Raw genomic sequence first — 24,704 nt, 5'->3', positions numbered from 1 at the left:
AAATATCACAAAAGTAATCTATTGTTTTTCAGGTAACATTAAGGTAACCTTATCGTTTTTTGAATAATCCTAAAAAACACAAATGAAGTGCGACGATTCAATAATTTATCCTCTAAACTACTAACAGATTAATAAAAATACTTTTGATAATTACGCTTCTGTTAAAGAGTCGATTTCTTCCTGGATTTTTTCCCAATCGTCCATTAATGATGCTAACAGATCTTTTTTTGATTGATATGCATCAAAAAAATTAGGTTGCGCTATTGTCTGATCATAATTGATTGCTAATTCTAAATCTATATCCTTTATTTCTCTTTCGAGCTTATTGATTTTAGATTCGACATTGCTTAGTTTATTATTAAGGGATTTTAGTTTTTTTTGATCCTGATACGATTGTTTTGCCGTTTCTTTAGTGTTTGATAATTCTTTAGTTTGTTTATCTTTCTTTTCAATCTCTCTAAGATCATCTACTCTGCGTTGCTCAAGATAGAAATCTATATCGCCTAGATATTCTTTTATTTTCTTATCCTTAAATTCATATACTGTATTGGTAAGCCCTTGAAGGAAATCCCTATCGTGAGATACCAGGATCAATGTGCCCTCAAAGCTTTTAAGCGCTTCTTTAAGCACATTTTTAGATTTAATATCCAGATGATTGGTAGGTTCATCCATTACCAGCACATTAAAAGGTTCTAAAAGCATTTTACACAATGCCAATCGATTACGTTCGCCTCCAGAAAGTACTTTAACTTTTTTATCTACTTCTTCACCTCTAAATAAAAATGCCCCCAGCATATCTCGAACTTTACTTCGGTTTTTTTCGTTGGCAGCATTGATCATGGTTTCATGAATTGTTATTTCGCCATCCAAATATTCGGATTGGTTCTGAGCGAAATATCCAATTTGTACATTATGTCCTAATTTTAGAGTTCCCTGATGCGAAATTTCATCAATAATAATTTTTGCTAATGTGGTTTTTCCTTGACCATTTTGCCCCACAAAGGCTATTTTAGAACCTCTCTCGACCAAGAGATTAATGTCTTTCAAAATTTCCTTTTCCTCGTATGATTTTGCAACTTTTTCGGCTTCGATAACTACTTTACCGGGTTGTATACTCACAGGAAAACTGATATTCATCACCGCATTATCATCTTCATCAACTTCTATACGTTCTATCTTATCTAGTTTTTTGATAAGCGACTGTGCCATGGTAGCTTTTGTGGCTTTGGCTCTAAATTTTTCAATCAGCTTTTCTGTTTGTTCTATTTGTTTAGATTGATTTTTTTGAGCAGCCAATTGTTGTTCACGCATTTCTTTTCGAAGCACCAAATATTTTGAGTACGGAGTATTATAATCATAAATGCGTCCTAAGGAAATTTCAATAGTTCTATTGGTTACATTATCTAAAAACATCTTATCATGAGAAACAATTACTACTACACCCGTATAATTCTTCAAAAAACCTTCTAACCAGATAATTGATTCTATATCCAAATGGTTGGTAGGTTCATCCAATAATAAAATATCATTATTTTGTAATAAAAGCTTTGCTAGTTCTATACGCATTCTCCACCCTCCAGAGAATGTATCTGTCAATCTATTAAAGTCTTCTCTTGAAAAACCGAGTCCCTGTAAAACTCTTTCTGTTTCTCCTTGATAGTTATACCCACCAATAATTTCATAATGATGCGTAAAATCACTCAGTTCAGTAATAAGCTTATTATATCCTTCACTTTCATAGTCTGTACGCTCTGCTAATTGTTGGTTAATATTATCAATATCGCGTTCTATCTTTTTAATTTCTATAAAAGCTTCATATGCCTCTTCAAGAACTGTTCTACCCTGAGTAAAATCGATATCCTGCTTTAGAAAACCAATTTTCACTTCTTTATCCATTGCCAATTGTCCAGAGTCAGGTTCTTGCTCTTTAGATAAAATTTTAAGCATTGTAGACTTACCTGCTCCATTTTTTCCAATCAAACCAACTCGATCCCCAGCATTCAACCTGAAGCTTATTTCTTCAAAAAGGTATTCACCCCCAAACGAAATCGATAAGTTATGTATGTTTAACATCAGCTTTTGAATATTTTGTGCAAAGATGATTAATTTTACCGTAGAATAAAAACGCTTATGAACATCTTAAAAGGAACTAAAATCTATAGCATTTTTACAGGCAATTGCCCTGTATGTCAAAAAGAAAGTATGTATAAAATTTCTAACCCCTATAAGTTAAGTGAAACTTTAAAAATGCATGAACGTTGTAGCCATTGCGATACCAAATACAAAATAGAGCCTTCTTTTTTTTATGGCGCGATGTATGTAAGTTATCCCGTTGGAATTGCATTTGCCGTTGCAGCTTTTGTCATTGGTCATTTTGTTTTCAAACTGAACCTTGTAGCAACTTTTTTTGTAATTGCTGCGACTATGATTGTCTCTTTGCCGATTATCTTGAGATTATCACGAAACATCTGGATTAACTTTTTCATGCATTATGATAAAGAAAAAAGCTTATCGTAGTTTCTCAAAACGTTTTATGTCAATTTCATGATTAAGAGGAACGTCATTTTGAATATGATCATACAGTTCTTTTGCTACAGACGGACCGATCAATATTCCTCTGCTTCCTAGTCCATTAAGAATATGCACATTTTGATACTCGGGGTGTGTTCCAACCAATGGTTTGCGATCTCGTACCGTCGGTCTTATCCCCGCAACCTGGTCCACGATCTCATATTTTACATTTAGAAAAGATTCTAGTTTTTTTTGTAATTCTTCTTGTGCATTACTAGTAATCTCGGGAGATTTATCTTCGTTATTATACGTCGCCCCTACTTTATATAGGTTGTCTCCTAATGGAATAATGAATATAGACGATTTTACTGCCTCCTGCAGCTTTAATTCGTTTGATTTTATAATAATATACTCTCCTTTATTGCCTACTAACGGTAAATATCTAAAAAATGGGTTTTCTTTAACGCCAAAGCCTTCAGCAAAAAGAATATTTCTCCCCTTAATGCCTTTATATTCGACATAATCATCCTTTACTATTACTTTTTCGTATTCAAAAGACTCGTATTGTATTCTTTTCTTTTTATCGAGGTATTGTATATATGAAGAAAGCATACTTTCGATTGCTATCCTTCCGGTACGTTTAACCTCTCCAAAATAATATGGAATGTCTAATGCAGTATTCGTATTTTTTATGAGTTTTGCAGAAAGAAATTGATTTAAGATTGGCTTATCACAAGCTTCAAACCAGGTATTTTGCTCTTCAACAGAATTAAACCTTCTCAATATTGGGAGCTCAAAAACTAATGGTTCCTGAAGCTTATCTTCAATATTTTTATAAAATGGTAATGCATTGTTTAGTTGTTCTAAAGACTGCCATGCTGGTGTAAATCGTTTTAAAATTACTGGATTATATAGCCCCCCTGCGACTCTCGAAGATTTTTGAGAGTAATCTTCAAAAACAACAAATGAGCGCTCTTCATTGTCTAAATACTCTACAAATGACAATCCAGACAAACCAAATCCAACAACGATATAATCTAACATAGCCCAAAAATAGCAAAACGCCCGACAATTGCCGGGCGTTTGTATAATTATATAGTTACAGAGCTTAATAACTCCACATATCCATTTCAAAATTACGGATGCTTTCTTTAATTCTTTCACTCTCGAGAAGCTGCATTAATGCATTATCTACGATATAGTCATTAATCGAACGGTCACCCTGTTCATTATCTTCTTTATAAATGATAGAATTAAATCTTCTCGCATTAAGAATATGATCCAACGTAAAAGGCATGGATGTATTTCTTCTATTAAATGCCGAAGCATTATGAAGAATCTCTCTTACATCTGGGTACCAAACCCAAAATAAAGCAACCATATCTGGCTCGTCATCATCGATAAAGTTAACATCAGGAGCTACTGGAGCTAAACCTAACAACCTATATCTTAATTCTCCCTGTCTTTTATCAAAATACCAATAACCTCTGATTTTATATTCTGCAATATCTGCAGAACTAATATCTCTTCTATTGATATACTGAGGATCTACTTCTTCTCCAGCATTATACTGCTCATATCCTAAATCTGTAGTGTCAATTTTTGACATTGTAGACTCAAGATCTTGAAATGTACGTGTCTCTGTAAAATATGAATCTGAGTAAATATTCTTGATTTTACCACTTTTAATATTTGATACTAATACATCGTATAATGAACGTCTGTTCACACCAATATTATTAGTATCGATAGGATAATACAATGGAAAATTAATACGCTCATCAAGATCGATAGTTTCCCAAGTTGTTTTAGCCCATAATACATCACGCTTATCAACATAACCATACTCTAAAGGATGATCATTATCGTACATAATCTGTTCTTCTGTTTTCTTTCCTATATCATCTGGTTGATCAGCGTTAAGAACGTTAATTTGACCATATGAAATAACAGAAACGAATAGACCTAAAATGGTTAATATTAAATTTCTCAAATTCATAACTAATTAGTTTATTTTTAATTTGTTAACTCAACAATTACTGGAGATATTTTCTTTAATTTATATCCAGCGTTAGTAGTTAACTGTGCTTTTATATCAATAATTTGTACAGCCGAACCTCTTTTAGCCTTACGTAACGCACTTTTAGCTTTAGAATTTAATCTACCACCACGTACACTAACAGTTGGTTGTCCTTCAACTTTAAATTTAAACGCTGTAACTTTTAATTTAATATCAAAATCAAAATCAGGTAAAATAGCACCAATAGAAGAAATTTCTAACGCATTTCTTGCCATTTTGATAGATCCATCTTCTCCACGAACAGTTCCCACTGGTCTAGGAATATCTTTGATTCTAAACTTTTTACTATCACTAACCGTAGTTCCATTTGCAAGTTTTCCACTTACTTTAATACTAACCGTACGAGCTTTTACTGTAGTAACATTCATCATGTATTTACCAGCTCCTCCAGATTTTCTTAAACCAGGCGCAGAGGCATTTACATTTGGTACTCCAGGGATAGAAATTGTCATTGGGTTGTTTACACCACGATATACCACATTCATTTTATCCGCAGAAATTACAGCAGAATTTGGTCTTGGAATAACGGTATAAGAACTCTTAATTGGAATTTTTACAATAGAATCACCTTCTTTAAACTCAAGCTCTCCGGCTACTTCTCTTTCTCCAATATTTCCTGCTGGGAAATCAAGCATAATTTGTCCATTCTGAACCTCTGTCTGCTCTTTACCATTAACCATAACTTTGGTTGGTTTTAAAGTAGCATCAAAACGTCCAAGAACAATTCTACCTTTAAATTTCTCACCACTAAAAAATGCAGTTTTATCAGCAACAACGATTGCTTCATAGTTGCTAAAAGAAAGTTCAGATGCTTGTTGTCCTGCTAATAATGCAGAAAGCACTTTACTCTCTGTAGTTTTAACATCAGCTTGCATCTGTGTAAGCTTTGTTAAAGTTGCCACTAATGGGAACCCTTCAAAGTTATAATTTAACCATTTCTTATTTACTCCAGATCTATCCTTAACATCACTAGTAGAAAAAGTTTTTTCTACATCGCTAGCAACAGATGGATCAACTTCTTTTACTTCTTTGATTGCTGCAGATACACCATCTCTATATTTTGATACATTATCAAGAAATTCCTGAGCCGATGGAGTAACTTTACCTCCAGCAAAAAATTTCTGATCTAATGTAACAGACTTGTCCATGGTTTCATAATCTGTAGGATCACTTAAATCCGCTGTTATTTCAGATTTAATTTTATCTAAATATGCGTTAAACTCATTTGATAAAGCACTAATTTGATCTGCTTTTTCTTTTAGAGGGGTATATTTTTCAGGTTGCTCAGAAACTTTTTCAGCTAAACCAGTCATAAACGCATTATTACGTTCTGTAGAGATAACATTTGATTCTGCTAACTTTTCGTTCATCAAACCGAATGCCGATAATACCTCTTTTGACATATTTAATGCCATCATCGCGATGAAAACCAGGTACATCAGGTTAATCATCTTCTGCCTTGGGGATAATTTTCCTCCTGCCATATTCTTCTTAGATTTTGGTAGTTATTATAAAATATTTATTAAAAAGTTAACTAGCTTCTATTCATTGCAGTTAACATACCACCATATACTCCATTAAGAGAAGAAAGGTTACTAGCAAGGCTTTCCATTTGATCTTTTAATTTTTGTGCATTATCAGCTATTGCCTGATTAGCTTCTGCTTGAGATGCTGAAGATTCTAATTGCACTTTATAAAGACTATTTAGAGATTCTAATTGAGAAGCTGCTTTTTGCATTTCTTCGCTATATTTCTTTTGACCTTGTATTGCGTCAACAGTAGGAGAAATATTCTTAGCTGCTCCCTCAAAATTACGGATGCTATCACCAAGACTACTCATAAGACTAGAATCTACTCTAGCTTCTTTTAACATATCATCTAATTTTTTAGATAATAATCCTTCAGGAGTAGTGTCTTGTTTCTTATCTTTTTTATTTCCTCCTGCTAACTCAGGATACACAAGAGACCAATCTAATTCGTCGTCAACAGGTTCGAATGCAGAAACTGTAAATACGAAAGCTTCCGTGATCAAACCAATAATAAGCATTTGATTACCAAATGGCCAGTGCATAATTTTAAAAAGTGCACCTAGAATTACTACGGCCGCTCCTAGACCGTATACCATGTTCATTAATTTTTTGCTTGCTTTTGAATTTGCCATAATAAATTTGTTTTGTTTTTTAAATCTAAATTTTAAAAAAAGGGTTAGTAATTAAGTTGATAGAATTTTGGGACTTATTTTTGATTCTGCGTATTATCATCTCCAGTCACGTCAGTACCCATATAGTCCTGAACGGTTCTAAATCCAATATAACTCCTAGCAGAATCTGCATATTCGTAATCTCTGGTACTTACTTGTAGGAAATAAGCAACATCTTTCCAGGATCCACCGCGCACTACTTTACGTTTATTTTCATCATCATTGACATTTGGGTTCATTGATGAAACGTATTCATATGCTGAGGGATCATATGATGACTGTACCCACTCTGAAACATTACCTGCCATATTATATAAGTTATAATCATTTGGCTCAAATGTTTTGGCTTCGACAGTATATAAAAAGTTATCTGCTGCATAGTTTCCTCTAAGAGGTTTGAAATTTGCCAAGAAACAACCTCGGTCATTTAAAGCATAAGGACCACCCCATGGATATGTAGCTGATTCTAGACCACCTCTAGCAGCATACTCCCATTCTGCTTCTGTAGGCAGTCTGAAATAGTTCACGAATTCTTTACCTTTTTTCTTTTGAAATGTATTTTTCTCAATAGTTCTCCATCTGCAGAAAGCTTTAGCTTGTTCCCAAGAAACTCCTACTACAGGGTAATCGTCGTATGCACTATGCCAAAAATAATCATTATGCATAGGCTCATTATATGAATAGTTAAAGTCTTTAATCCATACCGTAGTATCAGGATAGACTTTTATTACTTCTTCTTTTACAAAATCTTTTCTTCCACCTTTACGGGCTCTTGCCGCAGCCTGAATATCCATCCAGGTAAATCTAAATTCGAACTTACTAACATCTAAAGTACGTCTACCGTTATACGATTCTTCTAAAGGAATATACATAGTATCCATAACTTCTGCATAAAACTCATCTGGGTAATCTTCAATATCCCACTCGATATCGATATCCTTATTAAGAGCTCTACCTTCGTAACCGGTTTCTCCTGTACCACTATAATTATCGTACATATATTTTTCGTAGACTGACATGTTCTCGGTATCTGCATCTAAAAATGCATATTCTCCGATACCATCATCACCAGGTGTTTTACCTAGTTCGTCTGCCATAATAGCCAATTTCATTCGGATTGTAGAATCTCGAACCCAATTTACAAATTGCCTATACTCACTATTGGTGATTTCGGTCTCGTCCATATAGAATGAACGAACAGTTACCATCTTGGTAGGTGCGTTTGCCAACGCCGCTTTGTCATCATCCGACTTACCCATAATGAACGATCCTCCGGGGATAAGGGCCATTCCGTACGGCTTTTGTGGGTGCCATTTTTTTCCTTGTGCTCCGACTAGTTCTCCTCGGTTTCCTCCTCCACCACAACTATAGAGCATTGCTAAAATAGCAAAGAGTGATACAAATTTCTTCATAACGTGTTTTAGGTTAAGATCTTCTAGATTTAAGGACGTAAACCTATTTATTTATTTTCAGAAAAACAATTTTTTTCTAAAAAAAACCTTAAATCTGCCTAATAAAAATGTTAAACTTCGTTTTTTCGTTTTGCCTTATACCATCTTTCAGGTATTTCCTGATTACAAGCACGCTCATAATCGTTGTATGTGCAAGGTAATAACGTATGTCTTTTCAATTTATTATTACCAGATGAAATAAATGGTATTTCTATCCACCATCTTCCTGTTTTTGCGCTCTTATAAAACGACAAAATTTCATCTTCTACAGGAACATTATAATGTAACGTACTTTTTAGGCTCTTTATATTGATCTCATTAGATCTAAAATTGACTCCTTCAATAAAATACCAAATGATTTGAGCAATTAACATAGCCGAAGTTTCTTCGTTCTTGAAATTTTTAAATTCATAAATCCCGAAACTTTTTACTTTATCACTTATTCCCGCATACCGTGAAATAGCACAAATCTCTCTTCCATCAAATCCATTTGGTGAAAAAACCAACCCACCCATACTAGTAGCACTTATAACTCCAAGATCTATTGACACAATATCTGCATCTCTCATAATTGGTTCTACAATGGTCATATCTGAAATCACCTCGCCTAGACGATATGCATCAAAGTATAATTTTTCTATAAGATCAATTTCTTCTTGAGAATTAAAATAGGTTTGATATCCTATATTACTATAGTTAAATAAATTATACGGTTGTTCTACTATAATTTTACCAACAAATGAAGTATTCGTTATGGGTTCTGAAGAATTACCTAAATCAAACTTACTATCCACATTAGCCAAGTTTACCATCTGCTCTAATATATCAAAAGATCTATATTGTGCGTAAACTAAATCTTGGCTTCCTCCTATTATTATAGGAATAATATCTTTTTGTAATAAAGACGATAGAACTTCTTGAACCAAATAATAAGTATCACTAACTTCATTACCCGGAGTCACATCTCCAAGATCGACAATAGTGCTTCCCCAATTTCCAGGATAAAGTTCGTATAATGACTTACGTACCGTATCGAAATTTAGTTTTTCTCCTAAAAAATCAATATCGTTTCTATTTTCTTGAATACCAAGAATGGCAATATCGACTTTTTCCAAATCAGGAATTCCGTTTTCTGCAGTATGAACCTTTATTTGTTTTCCTAATGATTGATCAGAAAGCAACTTGGTATGCGCTGCTACTAAGTCGCTAACTGGTGCAAGAAATTCGAAAGACATGTATTATTTCTTTTTAGGCTTAGTTTTCTTTTTTGTTGTCTTTTTCTTAGGTGCATTTTTCTCAATAAGATCTTTTACCTTATCAAGAGTTAATTTTGTAGCGTCTACCGTTTTTGGTAATTCTATTTTTATTTTACCTTTAATAATATTGCTTCTACCCCACCTCGCTTTTTCAACACGAATTCCTTCTTCTTCCCAATTATGAATTACTTTATCGATTTCTTTTTGCTTCTTTTCCTCGATTAGGGTTACAATATCTTGATCAGACAGATTATCAAAATCATATTTTTTATTAACATTGATAAACATATTGTTCCATTTTATAAATGGCCCAAATCGTCCTTTACCTTTTTGAACGGGAAGATTTTCATACATATATATAGGAGCATCCGCTTTTTCTTTAGCATCTATCAACTCTATTGCTCTATCTAGCGTAGTACTTAATGGATCTTCTCCTTTTTCTAAGGAAACAAATTTTTCACCAAAACGTACATAAGGACCAAAACGGCCATTATTTACCACTATAGTCTCTCCTTTATATACTCCTAATTCTTTTGGCAACTGAAACAAATCCATTGCTTCCTCAAAAGTAATTCCGCTTAATGTTTGTCCTGGTGGCAAACTAGCAAACTTAGGTTTATCTTCATCATCTACAGTACCGATTTGCACCATAGGCCCAAACTTACCTAAACGAACACTAACCACTTTACCGGTTACAGGATCTTCACCCAGAATTCGTTCTCCTACTTCACGTTCTGCATTTTGTGCTACATCTTCTACTCTAGGATGAAATTCTTCATAAAACTCTTTCATTACATGAGTCCAATCTTCCTGACCTTCTGCTATCTCATCAAAATCCTGTTCTACTTTTGCCGTAAAATTATAGTCTAGAATTGAAGAAAAGTGATTTACTAAAAAGTCATTAACCACCATACCTACATCTGTTGGGATTAATTTACCCTTATCGCTTCCTACTTTTTCTGACAGGTTTTTTTCTTGCATCTTATCTCCAGAAAGAATCATCTGCACATATTTACGCACTTCACCTTCTTTAGCTCCTTTCTCTACATAATTCCTGTTTTGAATAGTCGAAATAGTTGGCGCATACGTCGATGGTCTTCCAATACCCAATTCTTCTAGTTTTTTAACCAATGAAGCTTCGGTATATCGACTTGGTGGCCTGGTAAACCTCTCTGTAGCTGAAATATATTTATTAAACAAGCTCTCGTTAACCTTCATTTCCGGGAGGATTCCTTCTTGTTCTTCATCTTCATCATCGTTTCCTTCCAGATACACCTTCAAAAAGCCTTCAAATTTTATCACCTCTCCATTTGCAGTAAATTGCTCTTTATGAGAATTCGCTTCAATTTTAACATTGGTCCTTTCTAATCTTGCATCACTCATCTGCGATGCAATTGCACGTTTCCATATTAGTTCATACAATCGCTGTTGATCGTAATCAACATTTACAGTATGTCTGGAAAAATCTGTGGGACGAATGGCTTCGTGAGCTTCTTGCGCTCCTTTTGACTTACCTTTATATTGTCTAGGATTACTAAAATCTTCTCCATACGCTGATACAATTTCAGCTTTTGCTCCATTTTGCGCTTCAACAGACAGATTTACACTATCGGTCCTCATATATGTTATCAATCCTGCTTCATACAACCGTTGTGCCATAGTCATGGTTTTACTAACCGAAAAATATAACTTTCTGGAAGCCTCTTGTTGTAAAGTAGAGGTTGTAAATGGAGGTGCTGGAGATTTTTTAGCCGGTTTTGTAGTAAGATCCGCGACTTTAAAAGACGCCCCTATATTTTGTTTTAAAAAAGACGTTGCTTCTTCTTTTGTTTTAAAGTTTTTAGGAAGCTTTGCTTTAAAAGATTTTCCTGTTTGATTAGAAAATTCTGCATCTATTCTATATGAGGCTTCTGGTTTAAAACCTAGTATTTCTCTTTCTCTTTCAACAATTAGTCGCACAGAAACAGATTGTACACGACCGGCAGACAATCCTCCTTTCACTTTGCGCCATAGCACTGGAGACAACTCATACCCAACCAAACGATCCAATACACGTCTAGCCTGTTGCGCATTTACAAGATTGTAATCTATAGAACGTGGATTTTCTATAGCTTTAAGAATAGCATTTTTGGTAATCTCGTGAAACACAATTCTGCGGGTTCTTTCTTTATCTAGCTTAAGTGTTTCGGCCAGGTGCCAGGCAATAGCCTCTCCCTCACGATCCTCATCACTAGCCAACCAAACCATTTCTGCTTTTTTAGAAAGATCCTTTAGTTTTTTAACGACATCTTTTTTGTCTTTAGAGACAATATATTTAGGTTTAAAACCGCCATCGACATCTACTCCTAATTCTTTTGCAGGAAGATCTGCGATATGCCCAAAACTTGACGCTACCGTATAATCTTTTCCTAAAAATTTCTCTATAGTTTTGGCCTTGGCAGGCGACTCCACAATCACTAAATTCTTAGCCATAATCCTTTAATTTCTGACCACAAAAGTATATCAATTTTTTGATATCGAGATTCTTTATCAAAAATTTAGTTTAAAAAAAACCTGCTAATTAGCAGGCTTATAACTTTTATTCTACAAGTAACGTATCTTCTTTAGGTTCGGTCTCATCAAAACCTATTGCCTCTTTATACATATAATACACTGGCATATATACAAAAAAAGCGGTGAAAAATATTCCAACAAAACACAGTAGCATTCCCACCAATTGAGCAAGCATAGAGGAAACAAAAATCAACCCAAAAGCTATTAGCCAAATTTTATTCCCTAATTTAAAACTAGCTTTTATAAGATCACTTACACTAAGATCTGGATTAAAGGCAAAAATTGCCCCTAATAGGTGTATTGGAACCATTACATACAGTATTGGAATATAACATAACAATGCCGCCAACAAAGCAATACCAAACGTTGCTATCGAAATTGCAAAGATTTTCCCTAAGTATTTACCTTTAAAAAACATGAAATACTTAGAACTCTGGGCTTCACCCATATCAACCTGTCTACATACTCTATAAAAATGTGCATTGATCCCAAACTGAAATGTAGTTGCAACCATAGACACTATTAATACCAACACTATAAAAATGATCATCAAACCGATAGATAATTCCTCTTGTGGATATCCATAATCACCATATTCGCCATAATTGTTTTCTAACCCTGATAGCCCCGCAAGAGCAAAAATTGGAATATACATCACAGCAAACAGAGGAATCATGACTGCCATAGTAATAAGCAAGTGTACAAATCCTTGTACCCAGATTTTTTTAAAAAGCTCTATACTTTTATTAAAAATATCTCCAAAATCTATAGGAGAGCTATTTTCAATCTTCTCAAAAAGATTATTAGTCATAACATCATCTGTTTTATCGGTTGGAAAAGACCAAATATAATTTTTTTCAGAAATAAAACCCTGCCACTTTGTCATAAATCGTATTAAAAGGTATCTTTGCACATTATTTGCCTTTAATCGTTAAGGAATTATTTTTTATGGAGAAGATTATAGATGAAAACAAACAAGGACAACCATTAGTTCTTGATCAGAAGAAAGAAAACCAACGCAAGCTTTTTATTGAGAGTTATGGTTGTCAAATGAATTTTAGCGATAGCGAAATTGTAGCTTCAATTTTGGCTAAAGAAGGATTTAATACTACACAAAACCTTGAAGATGCAGATTTAGTTTTGGTAAACACCTGTTCTATTAGAGAAAAAGCAGAGCAAACGGTTAGAAAGCGTTTAGAAAAATACAATGCCGTAAAAAAGATCAATCCACAAATGAAGGTTGGAGTTCTGGGCTGTATGGCAGAACGATTAAAAAGTAAATTCCTAGAGGAAGAAAAAATTGTTGACCTTGTCGTTGGACCAGATGCCTATAAAGACCTACCTAACCTTATTGAAGAAGTAGATGCTGGCCGTAATGCGGTTAATGTAATTCTCTCAAAAGAAGAAACTTACGGAGACATTTCTCCAGTACGATTACAAAGCAATGGTGTATCGGCTTTTGTATCGATTACCAGAGGTTGCGATAACATGTGTACATTTTGCGTGGTACCTTTTACAAGAGGAAGAGAACGTAGCCGAGACCCACAAAGTATTTTGAAAGAAATAGATGATCTGGTTGCTCAAAATTTTAAAGAAATTACATTGCTAGGTCAAAATGTAGACAGCTATCTATGGTATGGTGGTGGCCTGAAAAAAGATTTTGATAAGGCAAGTGATTTTCAAAAAGCTACTGCAGTTAATTTTGCTAAACTATTGGATATGGTTGCTGCAAAACACCCAAAATTACGCTTACGTTTTACTACATCAAATCCACAAGATATGACTTTGGATGTGATTGAAATTATGGCAAAACATAAAAACATTTGTAAATATATTCATCTGCCTATTCAGAGTGGAAGCGATCGCATATTAAAAGAAATGAACCGCTTACACACGCGACAAGAATATTTTGATTTAATAGACAACATAAAACGTATTATTCCTGAATGTGCTATCTCCCAAGATATAATTACAGGATTTCCAACAGAAACCGAAGAAGATCATCAGGATACCTTATCTCTTATGGAGTATGTAAAATATGATTATGGATTTATGTTTGCCTACTCTGAAAGACCCGGTACGCTTGCAGAACGTAAAATGGAGGATGATGTTCCTGAAGATGTTAAGAAAAGAAGACTTTCTGAAATTATAGAAGTACAACGCAAACATAGCGAATACAGACATCAAGCTTTTATCGGACAAACCTTAGAGGTTTTAATTGAAAAAGAGTCTAAAAAATCTGATGCCCATTGGAGTGGAAGAACAACTCAAAACACTGTTGCTGTTTTTCCGAAAGGAGAATACAAAATTGGTGATTTTGTAATGGTTTGCATTAACGAATGTACCAGTGCAACTTTGCTTGGCGAAGCTGTTGGATATTCAGATAATAATTAACCAGAAAGCATAAAAACACACACAATCATAAACTAATAGATGGAATCAGTTCAAGCCATAAAACAACGATTCGGGATTATAGGAAACGATCCTAAACTTAACCGTGCCGTAGAAAAGGCTATACAGGTAGCCCCAACCGATATCTCTGTTTTAGTAACAGGAGAGAGTGGTGTAGGTAAAGAAAGTATTCCTAAAATCATACACTCATTATCTCATCGAAAACACGGTAAGTATATTGCAGTAAACTGTGGAGCGATTCCAGAAGGCACTATTGATAGTGAGCTTTTTGGGCATGAAAAAGGTGCTTTTACCGGAGCTACGCAAACTAGAAGCGGTTATTTTGAAGTAGCCGATGGTGGAACCATATTTCTTGATGAAGTTGGAGAACTCCCCCTTACCACGCAAGTACGTTTATTAAGGGTTTTAGAAAATGGAGAGTTTATCAAAGTTGGCTCATCTAAAGTTCAGAAAACAGATGTTCGCATTGTAGCCGCCACCAATGTAAACATGTTTGAAGCAATTAAAAAAGGTAAGTTTAGAGAAGATTTATACTATCGCTTGAGTACTGTTGAGATACTGCTCCCTCCATTAAGAGATCGCAAAGATGATATTCATCTTTTGTTTAGGAAATTCGCTTCAGATTTTGCTACAAAATACAAAATGCCTACTATACGTTTAACAGATGACGCTGTAGTTTTATTAGAAAAATATCATTGGAGCGGTAATATCAGACAATTACGCAACATTGCAGAGCAAATTTCAGTCCTTGAACAAAACAGGACAATAAACGCAGTTACTCTGCACGGATATTTACCAAACATAGGAAGTAACCTCCCAGCAGTAATTTCTTCAGATAAGCAAGAAAGTGATTTTGCCAATGAAAGAGAGATTCTGTACAAGGTGTTATTCGACATGAAAAGTGATCTCAATGATCTAAAAAAATTAACCATGGAGCTTATGCAAAGTGGTAATGCACAACAAGTACAAAAGGATAACGAAGGATTAATCAGAAAAATCTATAGAGAAGATAAAGAGGAAGAAGAAATACCATTCGAAGAACCAATAAACACAACCACCGAGGTATTACAAATACCACCTCAAAGCATTATCCCTCAAAAAGAAGAAGATAAATATTCTTTTGCCGAAGAAATTGAAGAAGAAGAAACCTTGTCTTTACATGATAAAGAATTAGAGTTAATTAAAAAATCATTAGAACGGCACCGAGGAAAACGAAAAGCAGCTGCTGAAGAATTAGGAATTAGTGAACGCACCTTGTACAGAAAAATCAAACAATACGACCTCTAAATAATTATGAATTCAGGATATAAAATTGTGAATTTAAAAAACACATACGGAAAGAATTAATGAGAAAATTAAAATATATAGTTTGCACAATAGTCGGCCTGTTTTTATTTCAAGGATGTGGTGTATATTCTTTTAGTGGAATATCTATTTCTCCTGAAACTAAAACATTTCAGGTTAATTTTTTTCAAAATCAATCTCCAAGAATTTTTCCGGGAGCAGATCAAACCTTTACCAATCAATTACAAGATTTAATACTTAATCAAACTAACCTTAGCCTAACCACATCTGGAGGGGATATTGTGTATGAAGGAGAAATTGTTCAAGATTATGTCTCTCCTAATACAGCTACTTCAGATATTACAGCAGCCCAAAACCGACTGACAATTGCAGTAAACATGAGATTTTATGACGCCAATGATCCTTCTCAAGATATAGAACAACGTTTTTCATTTTTCTTTGATTACCCGGCCGATCGATCAGAAAATGCTATCCGAGACGAAGCATTGCAAATAATTTTTGAACGAATTACTCAAGATATTTTTAACGCAACCTTGGCAAGGTGGTAACATAAGAATAGCATACTTAAATTTTTATATTGAACACTAAAGAACTCACATATTTATTACAAAATCCTTCAGAGATTAGTAAGGAGCAGACAAATGCCTTGGAAAAACTTTCTCGTGAGTTTCCATATTTTCAATCTGTGAGACCTTTATTATTGAAAGGCTTAAAAAATCAAGAAAGTTTTCGATATAATCAAGAGCTTAAAACAACCGCTGCATACACAACAGATCGAAGCGTTTTATTTGATTTTATTACTTCAGACCTATTTAATCAAAAACCTCAGGATCAAGAAGCAAAGAAAAAACACAAATCAGATATTAATGTCGTCGATCATGAAGAAGTAAAAGTATTGCCCAGAATGGCAATGGATGATGCTGTAAGAATGAAAATGGAAGAAGCTGAAGATGTACTCGATCCCACTTTATTTTTAACAAGAAAAGAAGAAAGTACGTTGCGTCAATTAGAAGTTTCTGAATCTATAACTAATCAAGCAGAAGAAGAACAAACCAATTCTTCAGAAAATAGAAAAAATCCTGAAGAAGAATTACAAATTGACGCTCCATTAGATTTTAACAAAAAGGAGACACATTCTTTTGCTGAATGGTTAAAACTAACCTCGACGCAACCTCTTGATCAAAAAACAAATCCCGCAGAAGCTCAGCCTTCAGCTCCAGAAACTGAGAAAAAAGATAAAACACCCTCTTTACTACAAAAAGAGAAATTTGATCTTATTGATGAGTTTATTGCCAATAATCCTAAGATAAAACCAGCGGCAAAAAACACTCCTGCTCGCAATCTTGCAAAAGAAAATCAAGTTCCAGCAGATGAGCTAATGACCGAAACATTGGCAAGAGTATATCTCGCTCAGAAAAACTACAAAAAGGCAATTCAAGCTTATAACATATTAATTTTGAAAAATCCCGAAAAAAGTGGTTTCTTTGCAGACCAAATTCGAGCAATAAAAAAATTACAAGAAAATAAATAATATATATAATGACAACGTTTTCAATATTTTTAATACTAATCGTTATCGTATCTTTTTTACTGGTAGTAGTAATTATGGTACAAAATCCTAAAGGAGGAGGGTTATCTTCTTCTTTCGGCGGTGGCGGAACACAACAACTAGGTGGTGTAAAAAAGACAACAGACTTTTTAGATAAAAGTACATGGACTTTAGCTACACTATTACTAGTATTGATCTTACTTTCTAATATTGACTTAATGAGCGGAAATTCTGTTCAAGAATCAAAAGTAAATACAGAAGATGTGCAAGTTGAAGTTCCTGAAGCTCCAGCAGCAAATGATAATAATGAAGAGTAATACCTTTTGAAATGATACTAACAAAAATGCCGACTTGTCATACAGTCGGCATTTTTTGTTTCAATTTGTCAGTATCGCACCAGTGGCACAATTTCTGAAATACAAAGCATCATAATATTTCATTTTAATTTTATAATAAAAACTAATCATAATGGGAGTAAATATTAAACCTCTTTCGGATCGTGTGGTAGTAGAACCACTTCCTGCTGAAACACAAACAGCATCTGGACTATATATTCCTGATTCGGCTCAGGAAAAACAACAAAAAGGTAAAGTAGCTGCAGTTGGTAGTGGTAAAAAAGATCACGACATGACTGTAAAAGTAGGTGATACTGTGCTTTATGGCAAATATGCCGGGACTGAGTTAAAATTAGATGGGAAAGATTATCTAATCATGCGTGAGGATGATATCCTTGCTATTGTTTAAGAATCTATCAATTCAAAACACAAATTAATTTAAACTTAAATTAAAAAAATTCTGCCTTTGCAGAATTGAAAAAAAATAAAATTTATCATGGCAAAAGATATAAAATTTGACATAGAAGCACGCGACGGAATTAAACGTGGTGTAGATGCATTAGCCAATGCAGTAAAGGTAACATTAGGACCTAAAGGACGTAATGTAATTATTAGTAAGTCTTTTGGCGCTCCAACAGTAACTAAAGATGGTGTTTCTGTAGCCAAGGAAGTAGAACTAGAAGATGCTCTTGAAAATATGGGAGCACAAATGGTAAAAGAAGTGGCTTCAAAAACTAATGACCTTGCTGGTGATGGTACAACAACGGCTACTGTACTGGCTCAAGCTATCGTAAAAGAAGGACTTAAAAATGTAGCAGCTGGTGCCAACCCAATGGATCTTAAACGTGGGATCGATAAGGCTGTAACTGCAATTACAGATGACCTTGCTAAACAAACAAAAGAAGTTGGAGATTCTTCTGATAAAATCAAACAAGTAGCTGCTATTTCGGCAAATAATGACGAAACTATTGGTGATCTTATTGCTCAAGCTTTCGAAAAAGTTGGTAAAGAAGGTGTAATTACTGTTGAAGAAGCAAAAGGAACAGACACTCATGTAGATATTGTTGAAGGAATGCAATTTGACAGAGGATACCTTTCTCCATACTTTGTAACCAATAGTGAAAAAATGACTGCAGATCTTGAGAGCCCTTATATTCTATTATATGACAAAAAGATCTCTGCAATGAAAGATTTACTTCCTGTTTTAGAGCCTGTTGCTCAAACTGGAAAACCTCTTTTAATTATTGCTGAAGACGTTGATGGTGAAGCTTTAGCAACTCTTGTTGTTAACAAATTGCGTGGAGCACTAAAAATAGCAGCAGTTAAAGCTCCTGGTTTTGGAGACAGACGTAAAGCTATGCTAGAAGATATTGCTATTCTTACTGGTGGTACTGTAATTTCTGAAGAACGTGGTTTCACTCTAGAAAACACAACTATCGAGCATTTAGGAACTGCAGAAAAAGTAGCTATCGATAAAGATAATACTACTGTAGTTAATGGCGCTGGAGAAGAAGAAATGATTAAGAATCGAGTAAACCAGATCAAAGCGCAGATCGAAACTACTACGTCTGATTATGACAAAGAAAAACTACAAGAACGTTTAGCAAAATTAGCTGGCGGTGTAGCTGTACTATATGTAGGTGCTGCTTCTGAAGTAGAAATGAAAGAAAAGAAAGACCGTGTGGATGATGCACTACATGCAACTCGTGCTGCGGTAGAAGAAGGTATTGTTGCTGGTGGTGGTGTTGCTTTAGTTAGGGCAAAATCAGTTTTAGAGGCCGTAAAAACCGAAAATGATGACGAATCTACTGGTGTACAAATTGTAAACCGTGCTATAGAAGCGCCATTAAGAACTATTGTAGAGAATGCTGGTGGAGAAGGATCTGTAGTGATCTCAAAAGTTTTAGAAGGTAAAAACGATTTTGGTTACGATGCTAAATCTGAAGCGTATGTCGATATGCTAAAAGCTGGAATTATTGATCCTAAAAAAGTAACACGTATTGCTTTAGAAAATGCAGCTTCAGTATCAGGTATGATTCTTACTACTGAATGTGCATTAATCGACATTAAAGAAGAAGCTCCTGCTGGAGGAGGCGGAATGCCACCAATGGGCGGAGGTATGCCAGGGATGATGTAAGTCGATAGTAACAGTAATATAATTTAACTTATTTGCAAAAAAGCAGTTATAGTTAAATAAAATAAAGAAAAAACCCGTTTTGAAATTTTCAAAACGGGTTTTATATTTTTAAGATTATCTATTTCAATTAAGAAAAGTGTTGTATTTTCCGAATCTCCATAAATCGATTAAGAATACTGTTTCACTATATCCTCAACCAAGGTTGCAGTTCGCTTATATTTTTCTTTTGAAATCAGGCGTTTTGGTGGCGCCATACGCACATCACAATCTTTTAAAGAGCATGACTCACAGGTTACCCCCACTTTTACTTTTGGAATTTTAGAATCATTTACAAAACTGATCTTTTTCTCTAAAGCTGATGATATTAAAAAACCAATTCCAATACTGCGATAGTAATCCTTTCTAAATGGATCCTTTGTTGCCGATGTGAATACCAAATATTGCTGACCCGAATCCGCATAGTCAGAAATCTGAATATCAAAAGCGTAATTTAAATCCTCGTTTGCAGTACGTTGTAACGTTTTAATCGCCATCCAACGCCTACAATAATGTTCATTAATCTCATTAGCATGAGGCTGCTGCTGATGCGTAATGTGTAATTCTTTAACCAGATTGAACTTTTCTACACCCTTTTTATGCGTAAACCTTAGAAAAAACACATTTTGCATTCCAAAATCTTTGGGTAACACATTGGTCAAACGTTGATAAAAAGACTCTGGAGATGCATTATAAAGATTCATAATCTTATGAAAAGCTTTCTCAGAAAAACGTTTCATAGCAAAAAGTTCCTTTAAATGATCTCTAAGATGGTTTTTAGGAATAATGAGCGCCCCCGCAAAATAAGAAGCATAAAAATTATGCAATACTTCTTCAAAGTTATCATAGCGTATCCACGTAAATGTATAAGGTCTTTCTGTAATATTCATAAATTGATACCCTAACTCCTTGGCATAAATAAATGTTTTTTGTGCCTCTCCTACTCGATCCGACAGTAATAATGTTTTTGTTGAAGGAACAAATACCGATCTTAAATTATCGAGCTCTTCTTGTTTAGGAATTCCGGCTTCATTAATAGTGTATCCGTATTCTTCTTTGAGAATTTCTTCTAATTCTGCCGAAGTTATTTTTCCGTTTAAATCCAATTGATACGAATTTGCACAACGAATCACCTGGTCTTCTAAATCTTTGAAGAAATTATTATGTGCTTCTTGGTACGACCTTAAAGAAGCCAGATAAAATCCTTCGCGACTCATATTATAATGCTGTGCAATTTCTATAATTGTACTTATAAATGCATTTACCTTAGAAGGAGCATTAGCAATAATATCAATAAGATCACTCTGCTGAATCCCGAACAGTTCTAGAGGAATTTCGTCCAATATACCCGACTGTAATATCTCACCAATAGGAGCCAGGTTTTTATCCAGTTTCAAAGACACTAACTGATCATAAGGAACCTCTAGAGTTTCAGCCAGTTTAATTATTTTATCTGTTTTAGGATATTTTTTCCCCTTTTCTATTTCATTTAAATATGATTTCGATAACCCGCTTAGTTTGGATAATCCAAAAAGCGACAAATCCTTTTCTGTACGTATTTGCTTGATTTTCAGACCAAAAATCAACCTTATATATTCTTCTGCTATTGCCATAATTTCAAAAGTAACCATTTTTGCGTAAATGACGAAAAAATAAAATATTCACATTTAGCGAACGTTCGCTTGTTTTATAAAAAACTTTTTTATAATATTGTTCACTCAAAACGATATAGTTATGGAAACACAAACAAACCTTAGTCAGAAAATCAGCTTCGCAAAAGAAGTTAGGAACTATCATCCGGAAATTTTAACCGATGGAGCACTGACCTTTTTAGAGGCCTTACAAGATCGTTTTAATGATAGACGATTAACGCTTTTAAAAAATCGTGAGTGTCAACAGCAATTGTTTGACCTGGGAACTTATCCAACATTTCCAGAAAACACCAAAGAAATTCGTAACAGTGAGTGGTCGGCAGCTCCGATTCCTGCAGATTTGCAAGATCGTAGAGTCGAAATCACAGGACCCGTAGATCGAAAAATGGTCATTAATGCCTTAAACTCTGGAGCCAAAACATTTATGGCTGACTTTGAAGACAGTAATGCACCACTATGGGAAAACTGCTTACAAGGGCAGAAAAACCTGAAAGATGCCGTCAATAAAACTATTTCGTTTTATAATCCAAAAAGAGACAAAACCTATCAGCTTAAAGAAAGGATCGCCACATTAATTGTTCGCCCTAGAGGTTTACATCTTAATGAAAAACATCTTTTGATTAAGGAGCAAGAAATGAGCGCATCTCTATTCGATTTTGCTTTGTACTTATTCCATAATAACGAGCAATTAAAAGAAAATGGAACAGGAGCATATTATTACCTCCCAAAATTAGAGCATTTTACTGAAGCAATATGGTGGAATGATGTAATTGATTTTTCTGAAGAATATTTAGGCATAGATCACGGAAGTGTTAAAGTTACTGTACTTGTTGAAACTATAACGGCGAGCTTTCAATTGGACGAAATCATATATGCTTTAAAAGATCATATCGTAGGGCTAAACTGTGGCAGATGGGATTATATATTCAGCTATATCAAAAAATTAAGAAACCACAAAGGTTTTGTAGTTCCAGATCGTGCACAGGTAACTATGACAAGCCCATTCATGGATGCATATAGCAAACTAGTGATCCAAAGATGTCACAAAAGAAATATTCTGGCGATTGGGGGTATGGCAGCACAAATCCCTATCAAAGATGACGAAGAACGTAATGCCGCTGCTTATGCAAAAGTAAAAGCCGATAAGGAGCGTGAAGTAAAAAATGGCCATGATGGTACATGGGTCGCACACCCAGGATTAGTAAAACTTGCGATGCAGGTATTTGACACTCACATGCCTACTGCAAATCAAATGCATGTAAAAAGAAACGATATTAATATTTCCGAAGATGACCTATTGGCTATCCCAAAGGGAACAATTACTCAAAAAGGGATTCAGGAAAACATCAATGTTGGGATCCATTACATCGCAAATTGGCTAAGTGGAAACGGCGCAGTAGCACTTTATAACTTAATGGAAGATGCTGCTACAGCAGAGATTAGTCGCACTCAATTATGGCAATGGCTAAAAAATGAAGTGACTCTTGAAGATAAAAGAATTCTAGATCAGACACTTTTTAATCAATTATTTGAAAATGAATTAAGAATTATTAAAGATCAAGTTGGAGAGCAGCTATATAATACAGAAAATTATCAAAATGCAATTTCAATTTTCAAAAAATTAGTAGTCTCAGAAGAAGAATTTGAAGAATTCTTAACCACTAGTGCTTATCAATATTTATAAAAATTACAGTAACAATAGGCAAATCACCTACTGATACTATGGAGGGTAGTACTGAAGTTGAGCAGTTCTAAACAACATGCATAATTTTTTCCGATTTTTATAATTGTGCTCAAAAGCGGCATTCACGTATGTGGGTGTCGCTTTTATTTTCCTTTAAAATTAACTGAATTATAAAAAAACATCTCTTTGGATTTAATGAGTCTAAAACAATACATTTGTACTTCTCTAAAAAAACCTCTAACAAATACCGGCATTAATGAAAGTCACACAAGGCATTTCAGCAGAACCTAACTGGAATTTAACCAAACGCATTGCATTCAGATTCTTTTTTGTGTTTTTTATTTTCAATATTGTACAAAAACTTGGTTACTACATTCCTGCAGTTTTAGGTGCTGAAGACATCGCGGTTTACATAAATTCGTTTAATCAAGTTTGGGCCTGGATTGGGCAAAATGTTCTTAATATAAATCGAGAGCTACACGTTAATTTTAATGGCAGTGGGGATACAACGGTTAACTATATCTTCCAGGTTATTGCGATAACGACGGCAATCTTAGTAACAGCTTTATGGAGTCTTTTAGATGTAAAAAGAAAAGAATACAACCAGCTATTTTTATACCTACGAATTCTAATTAGATACTATTTAGCATTAACCATGTTTCTATATGGGTTCTCTAAGGTTTTTTGCGTTCAATTTTCAGAAGTAAGCAATTTTGATCTGATCAAAACCTTTGGCGACCAATCTCCTATGGGATTATTGTGGAATTTTATGGAATATAGCAACACCTATACAAGATTTTCTGGTATTGTCGAAGTCTTAGTAGGGGTACTGTTGCTGTATAGAAGAACTGTAGTTTTTGGATCATTGATTTTGATTGGAATCATGCTCAATGTATTTATGATGAACATGAGTTACGACATCCCTGTAAAATCATATAGTATAGTGCTTATCGTCATGGGGATTTTTATACTTGCTCCCGATATAAAGCGAATCTTAGAATTCTTTGTTCTAAACAAAGTTGTTCAACCAAAAATTATAGCCCCATATTTTTCAAAACAAAAGCATATAACAACAGGCTATATTGTTAAAGGTTTATGTATTTGTTTTTTAATACTCTCCAGTATTAATTTTTTTATGAAAATAAAGCAAGAAAGAAGTGAAAAATCAGTTTTATATGGTATTTATGAGGTTGAAGAATTTATAAAGAATAATGATACACTTGCTCCTTTAACAACAGATTCTTTTCGATGGAAACGTTTGATTATCGACAAACGAAATAGCGGAGTTCAAACCATGGATGAAAGAATCGTACATTTTAAAGAGAAAACTGATACCGTATCAAAAACCTTAACGCTTACTTCGTATAAAGACAGTACAGATATACAAAGTTTTTCTTACATTATTAAAGATAGCCTTTACATTTTCGAAAGTATTTATAAAAGTGACACCTTAAAAATTAAAGCCAAAAAGAAAGAAAGAGATGAGTTTTTATTGATTAATCGAGGGTTTCACTGGATCAATGAATACCCATTTAATCGATAG

General features: G+C 34.2%; 20 protein-coding genes. 10 read left to right on the top strand and 10 right to left on the bottom strand.

Annotated features, from left to right (window positions below):
• Positions 1–150: 150 nt before the first annotated feature.
• Positions 151–2,073, bottom strand: coding sequence for an ABC transporter ATP-binding protein (locus JJQ60_RS01970; protein ID WP_201916268.1), 1,923 nt, complete (start codon positions 2,071–2,073; stop codon positions 151–153).
• A 57-nt stretch (positions 2,074–2,130) separates the two neighbouring features.
• On the opposite strand from JJQ60_RS01970, the gene JJQ60_RS01965 reads away from it, so the two are divergent.
• Complete coding sequence (locus JJQ60_RS01965; protein WP_201916267.1) at positions 2,131–2,517, top strand: DUF983 domain-containing protein; 387 nt, start codon at positions 2,131–2,133, stop codon at positions 2,515–2,517.
• Here the strand turns inward: JJQ60_RS01965 and JJQ60_RS01960 are convergent.
• The 8 genes from JJQ60_RS01960 to JJQ60_RS01925 form a co-directional block, all read right to left on the bottom strand.
• A complete protein-coding gene (locus tag JJQ60_RS01960) occupies positions 2,509–3,555 on the bottom strand; it encodes an NAD(P)/FAD-dependent oxidoreductase (RefSeq protein WP_201916266.1) in 1,047 nt (348 codons plus the stop codon). The two genes, JJQ60_RS01965 and JJQ60_RS01960, sit on opposite strands and share 9 nt — an antisense overlap.
• Before the next feature lie 64 nt (positions 3,556–3,619).
• Positions 3,620–4,510, bottom strand: a complete 891-nt coding sequence (gene porN, locus JJQ60_RS01955; RefSeq protein ID WP_201916265.1) for a type IX secretion system ring subunit PorN/GldN — start codon at positions 4,508–4,510, stop codon at positions 3,620–3,622.
• Between the two features lie 17 nt (positions 4,511–4,527).
• Positions 4,528–6,075 (bottom strand): type IX secretion system motor protein PorM/GldM, encoded by a 1,548-nt coding sequence (gene porM / locus JJQ60_RS01950; RefSeq protein WP_201916264.1) that lies wholly within the window; start codon positions 6,073–6,075, stop codon positions 4,528–4,530.
• 50 nt (positions 6,076–6,125) lie between these two features.
• Positions 6,126–6,752, bottom strand: coding sequence for a type IX secretion system motor protein PorL/GldL (gene porL / locus JJQ60_RS01945; protein ID WP_201916263.1), 627 nt, complete (start codon positions 6,750–6,752; stop codon positions 6,126–6,128).
• Between the two features lie 74 nt (positions 6,753–6,826).
• On the bottom strand, positions 6,827–8,203 hold the full coding sequence (gene porK, locus JJQ60_RS01940; RefSeq protein WP_201916262.1) for a T9SS ring complex lipoprotein PorK/GldK: 1,377 nt from the start codon (positions 8,201–8,203) through the stop codon (positions 6,827–6,829).
• Positions 8,204–8,313: 110 nt separating this feature from the next.
• Positions 8,314–9,477 carry a formimidoylglutamase gene (locus tag JJQ60_RS01935; RefSeq protein ID WP_201916261.1) on the bottom strand — a complete coding sequence of 388 codons (1,164 nt, stop codon included), beginning with the start codon at positions 9,475–9,477 and terminating at the stop codon, positions 8,314–8,316.
• 3 nt (positions 9,478–9,480) lie between these two features.
• The gene (gene topA, locus JJQ60_RS01930; RefSeq protein WP_201916260.1) at positions 9,481–11,970 is read right to left on the bottom strand and encodes a type I DNA topoisomerase; all 2,490 of its coding nucleotides are present in this window, start codon (positions 11,968–11,970) and stop codon (positions 9,481–9,483) included.
• 106 nt (positions 11,971–12,076) lie between these two features.
• Entirely contained in the window at positions 12,077–12,937 is an 861-nt protein-coding gene (locus JJQ60_RS01925) for a hypothetical protein (protein WP_236669012.1), read from the bottom strand.
• A gap of 62 nt (positions 12,938–12,999) precedes the next feature.
• On the opposite strand from JJQ60_RS01925, the gene miaB reads away from it, so the two are divergent.
• The 7 genes from miaB to groL all read left to right on the top strand — a co-directional run bounded on the left by miaB (position 13,000) and on the right by groL (position 19,789).
• The gene (gene miaB, locus JJQ60_RS01920) at positions 13,000–14,445 is read left to right on the top strand and encodes a tRNA (N6-isopentenyl adenosine(37)-C2)-methylthiotransferase MiaB (RefSeq protein ID WP_201916259.1); all 1,446 of its coding nucleotides are present in this window, start codon (positions 13,000–13,002) and stop codon (positions 14,443–14,445) included.
• Positions 14,446–14,484: 39 nt separating this feature from the next.
• Complete coding sequence (locus tag JJQ60_RS01915) at positions 14,485–15,750, top strand: sigma-54 interaction domain-containing protein (RefSeq protein ID WP_201916258.1); 1,266 nt, start codon at positions 14,485–14,487, stop codon at positions 15,748–15,750.
• A gap of 59 nt (positions 15,751–15,809) precedes the next feature.
• The gene (locus JJQ60_RS01910; protein ID WP_201916257.1) at positions 15,810–16,316 is read left to right on the top strand and encodes an LptE family protein; all 507 of its coding nucleotides are present in this window, start codon (positions 15,810–15,812) and stop codon (positions 16,314–16,316) included.
• Between the two features lie 29 nt (positions 16,317–16,345).
• Complete coding sequence (locus tag JJQ60_RS01905) at positions 16,346–17,299, top strand: hypothetical protein (RefSeq protein WP_201916256.1); 954 nt, start codon at positions 16,346–16,348, stop codon at positions 17,297–17,299.
• Between the two features lie 8 nt (positions 17,300–17,307).
• Positions 17,308–17,634 carry a preprotein translocase subunit SecG gene (secG, locus tag JJQ60_RS01900; RefSeq protein ID WP_201916255.1) on the top strand — a complete coding sequence of 109 codons (327 nt, stop codon included), beginning with the start codon at positions 17,308–17,310 and terminating at the stop codon, positions 17,632–17,634.
• Between the two features lie 151 nt (positions 17,635–17,785).
• Positions 17,786–18,061: a co-chaperone GroES gene (locus JJQ60_RS01895; protein WP_201916254.1), complete on the top strand. Its 276-nt coding sequence runs from the start codon at positions 17,786–17,788 to the stop codon at positions 18,059–18,061.
• Between the two features lie 87 nt (positions 18,062–18,148).
• Positions 18,149–19,789, top strand: coding sequence for a chaperonin GroEL (groL, locus tag JJQ60_RS01890; protein ID WP_201916253.1), 1,641 nt, complete (start codon positions 18,149–18,151; stop codon positions 19,787–19,789).
• A 167-nt stretch (positions 19,790–19,956) separates the two neighbouring features.
• Here groL and JJQ60_RS01885 read toward each other — a convergent pair whose 3' ends face one another.
• Complete coding sequence (locus tag JJQ60_RS01885; RefSeq protein WP_201917167.1) at positions 19,957–21,432, bottom strand: helix-turn-helix domain-containing protein; 1,476 nt, start codon at positions 21,430–21,432, stop codon at positions 19,957–19,959.
• Between the two features lie 127 nt (positions 21,433–21,559).
• Between JJQ60_RS01885 and aceB the strand changes: the two genes are divergently transcribed.
• On the top strand, positions 21,560–23,161 hold the full coding sequence (gene aceB / locus JJQ60_RS01880) for a malate synthase A (RefSeq protein ID WP_201916252.1): 1,602 nt from the start codon (positions 21,560–21,562) through the stop codon (positions 23,159–23,161).
• Between the two features lie 256 nt (positions 23,162–23,417).
• Positions 23,418–24,704, top strand: coding sequence for a hypothetical protein (locus JJQ60_RS01875; RefSeq protein WP_201916251.1), 1,287 nt, complete (start codon positions 23,418–23,420; stop codon positions 24,702–24,704).

Source organism: Aquimarina mytili (assembly GCF_016735115.1).
GTDB classification, from domain to species: domain Bacteria; phylum Bacteroidota; class Bacteroidia; order Flavobacteriales; family Flavobacteriaceae; genus Aquimarina; species Aquimarina mytili.
Note: the sequence above shows the minus strand (reverse complement) of the source record. Positions and strands in the feature narration are given on the sequence as shown.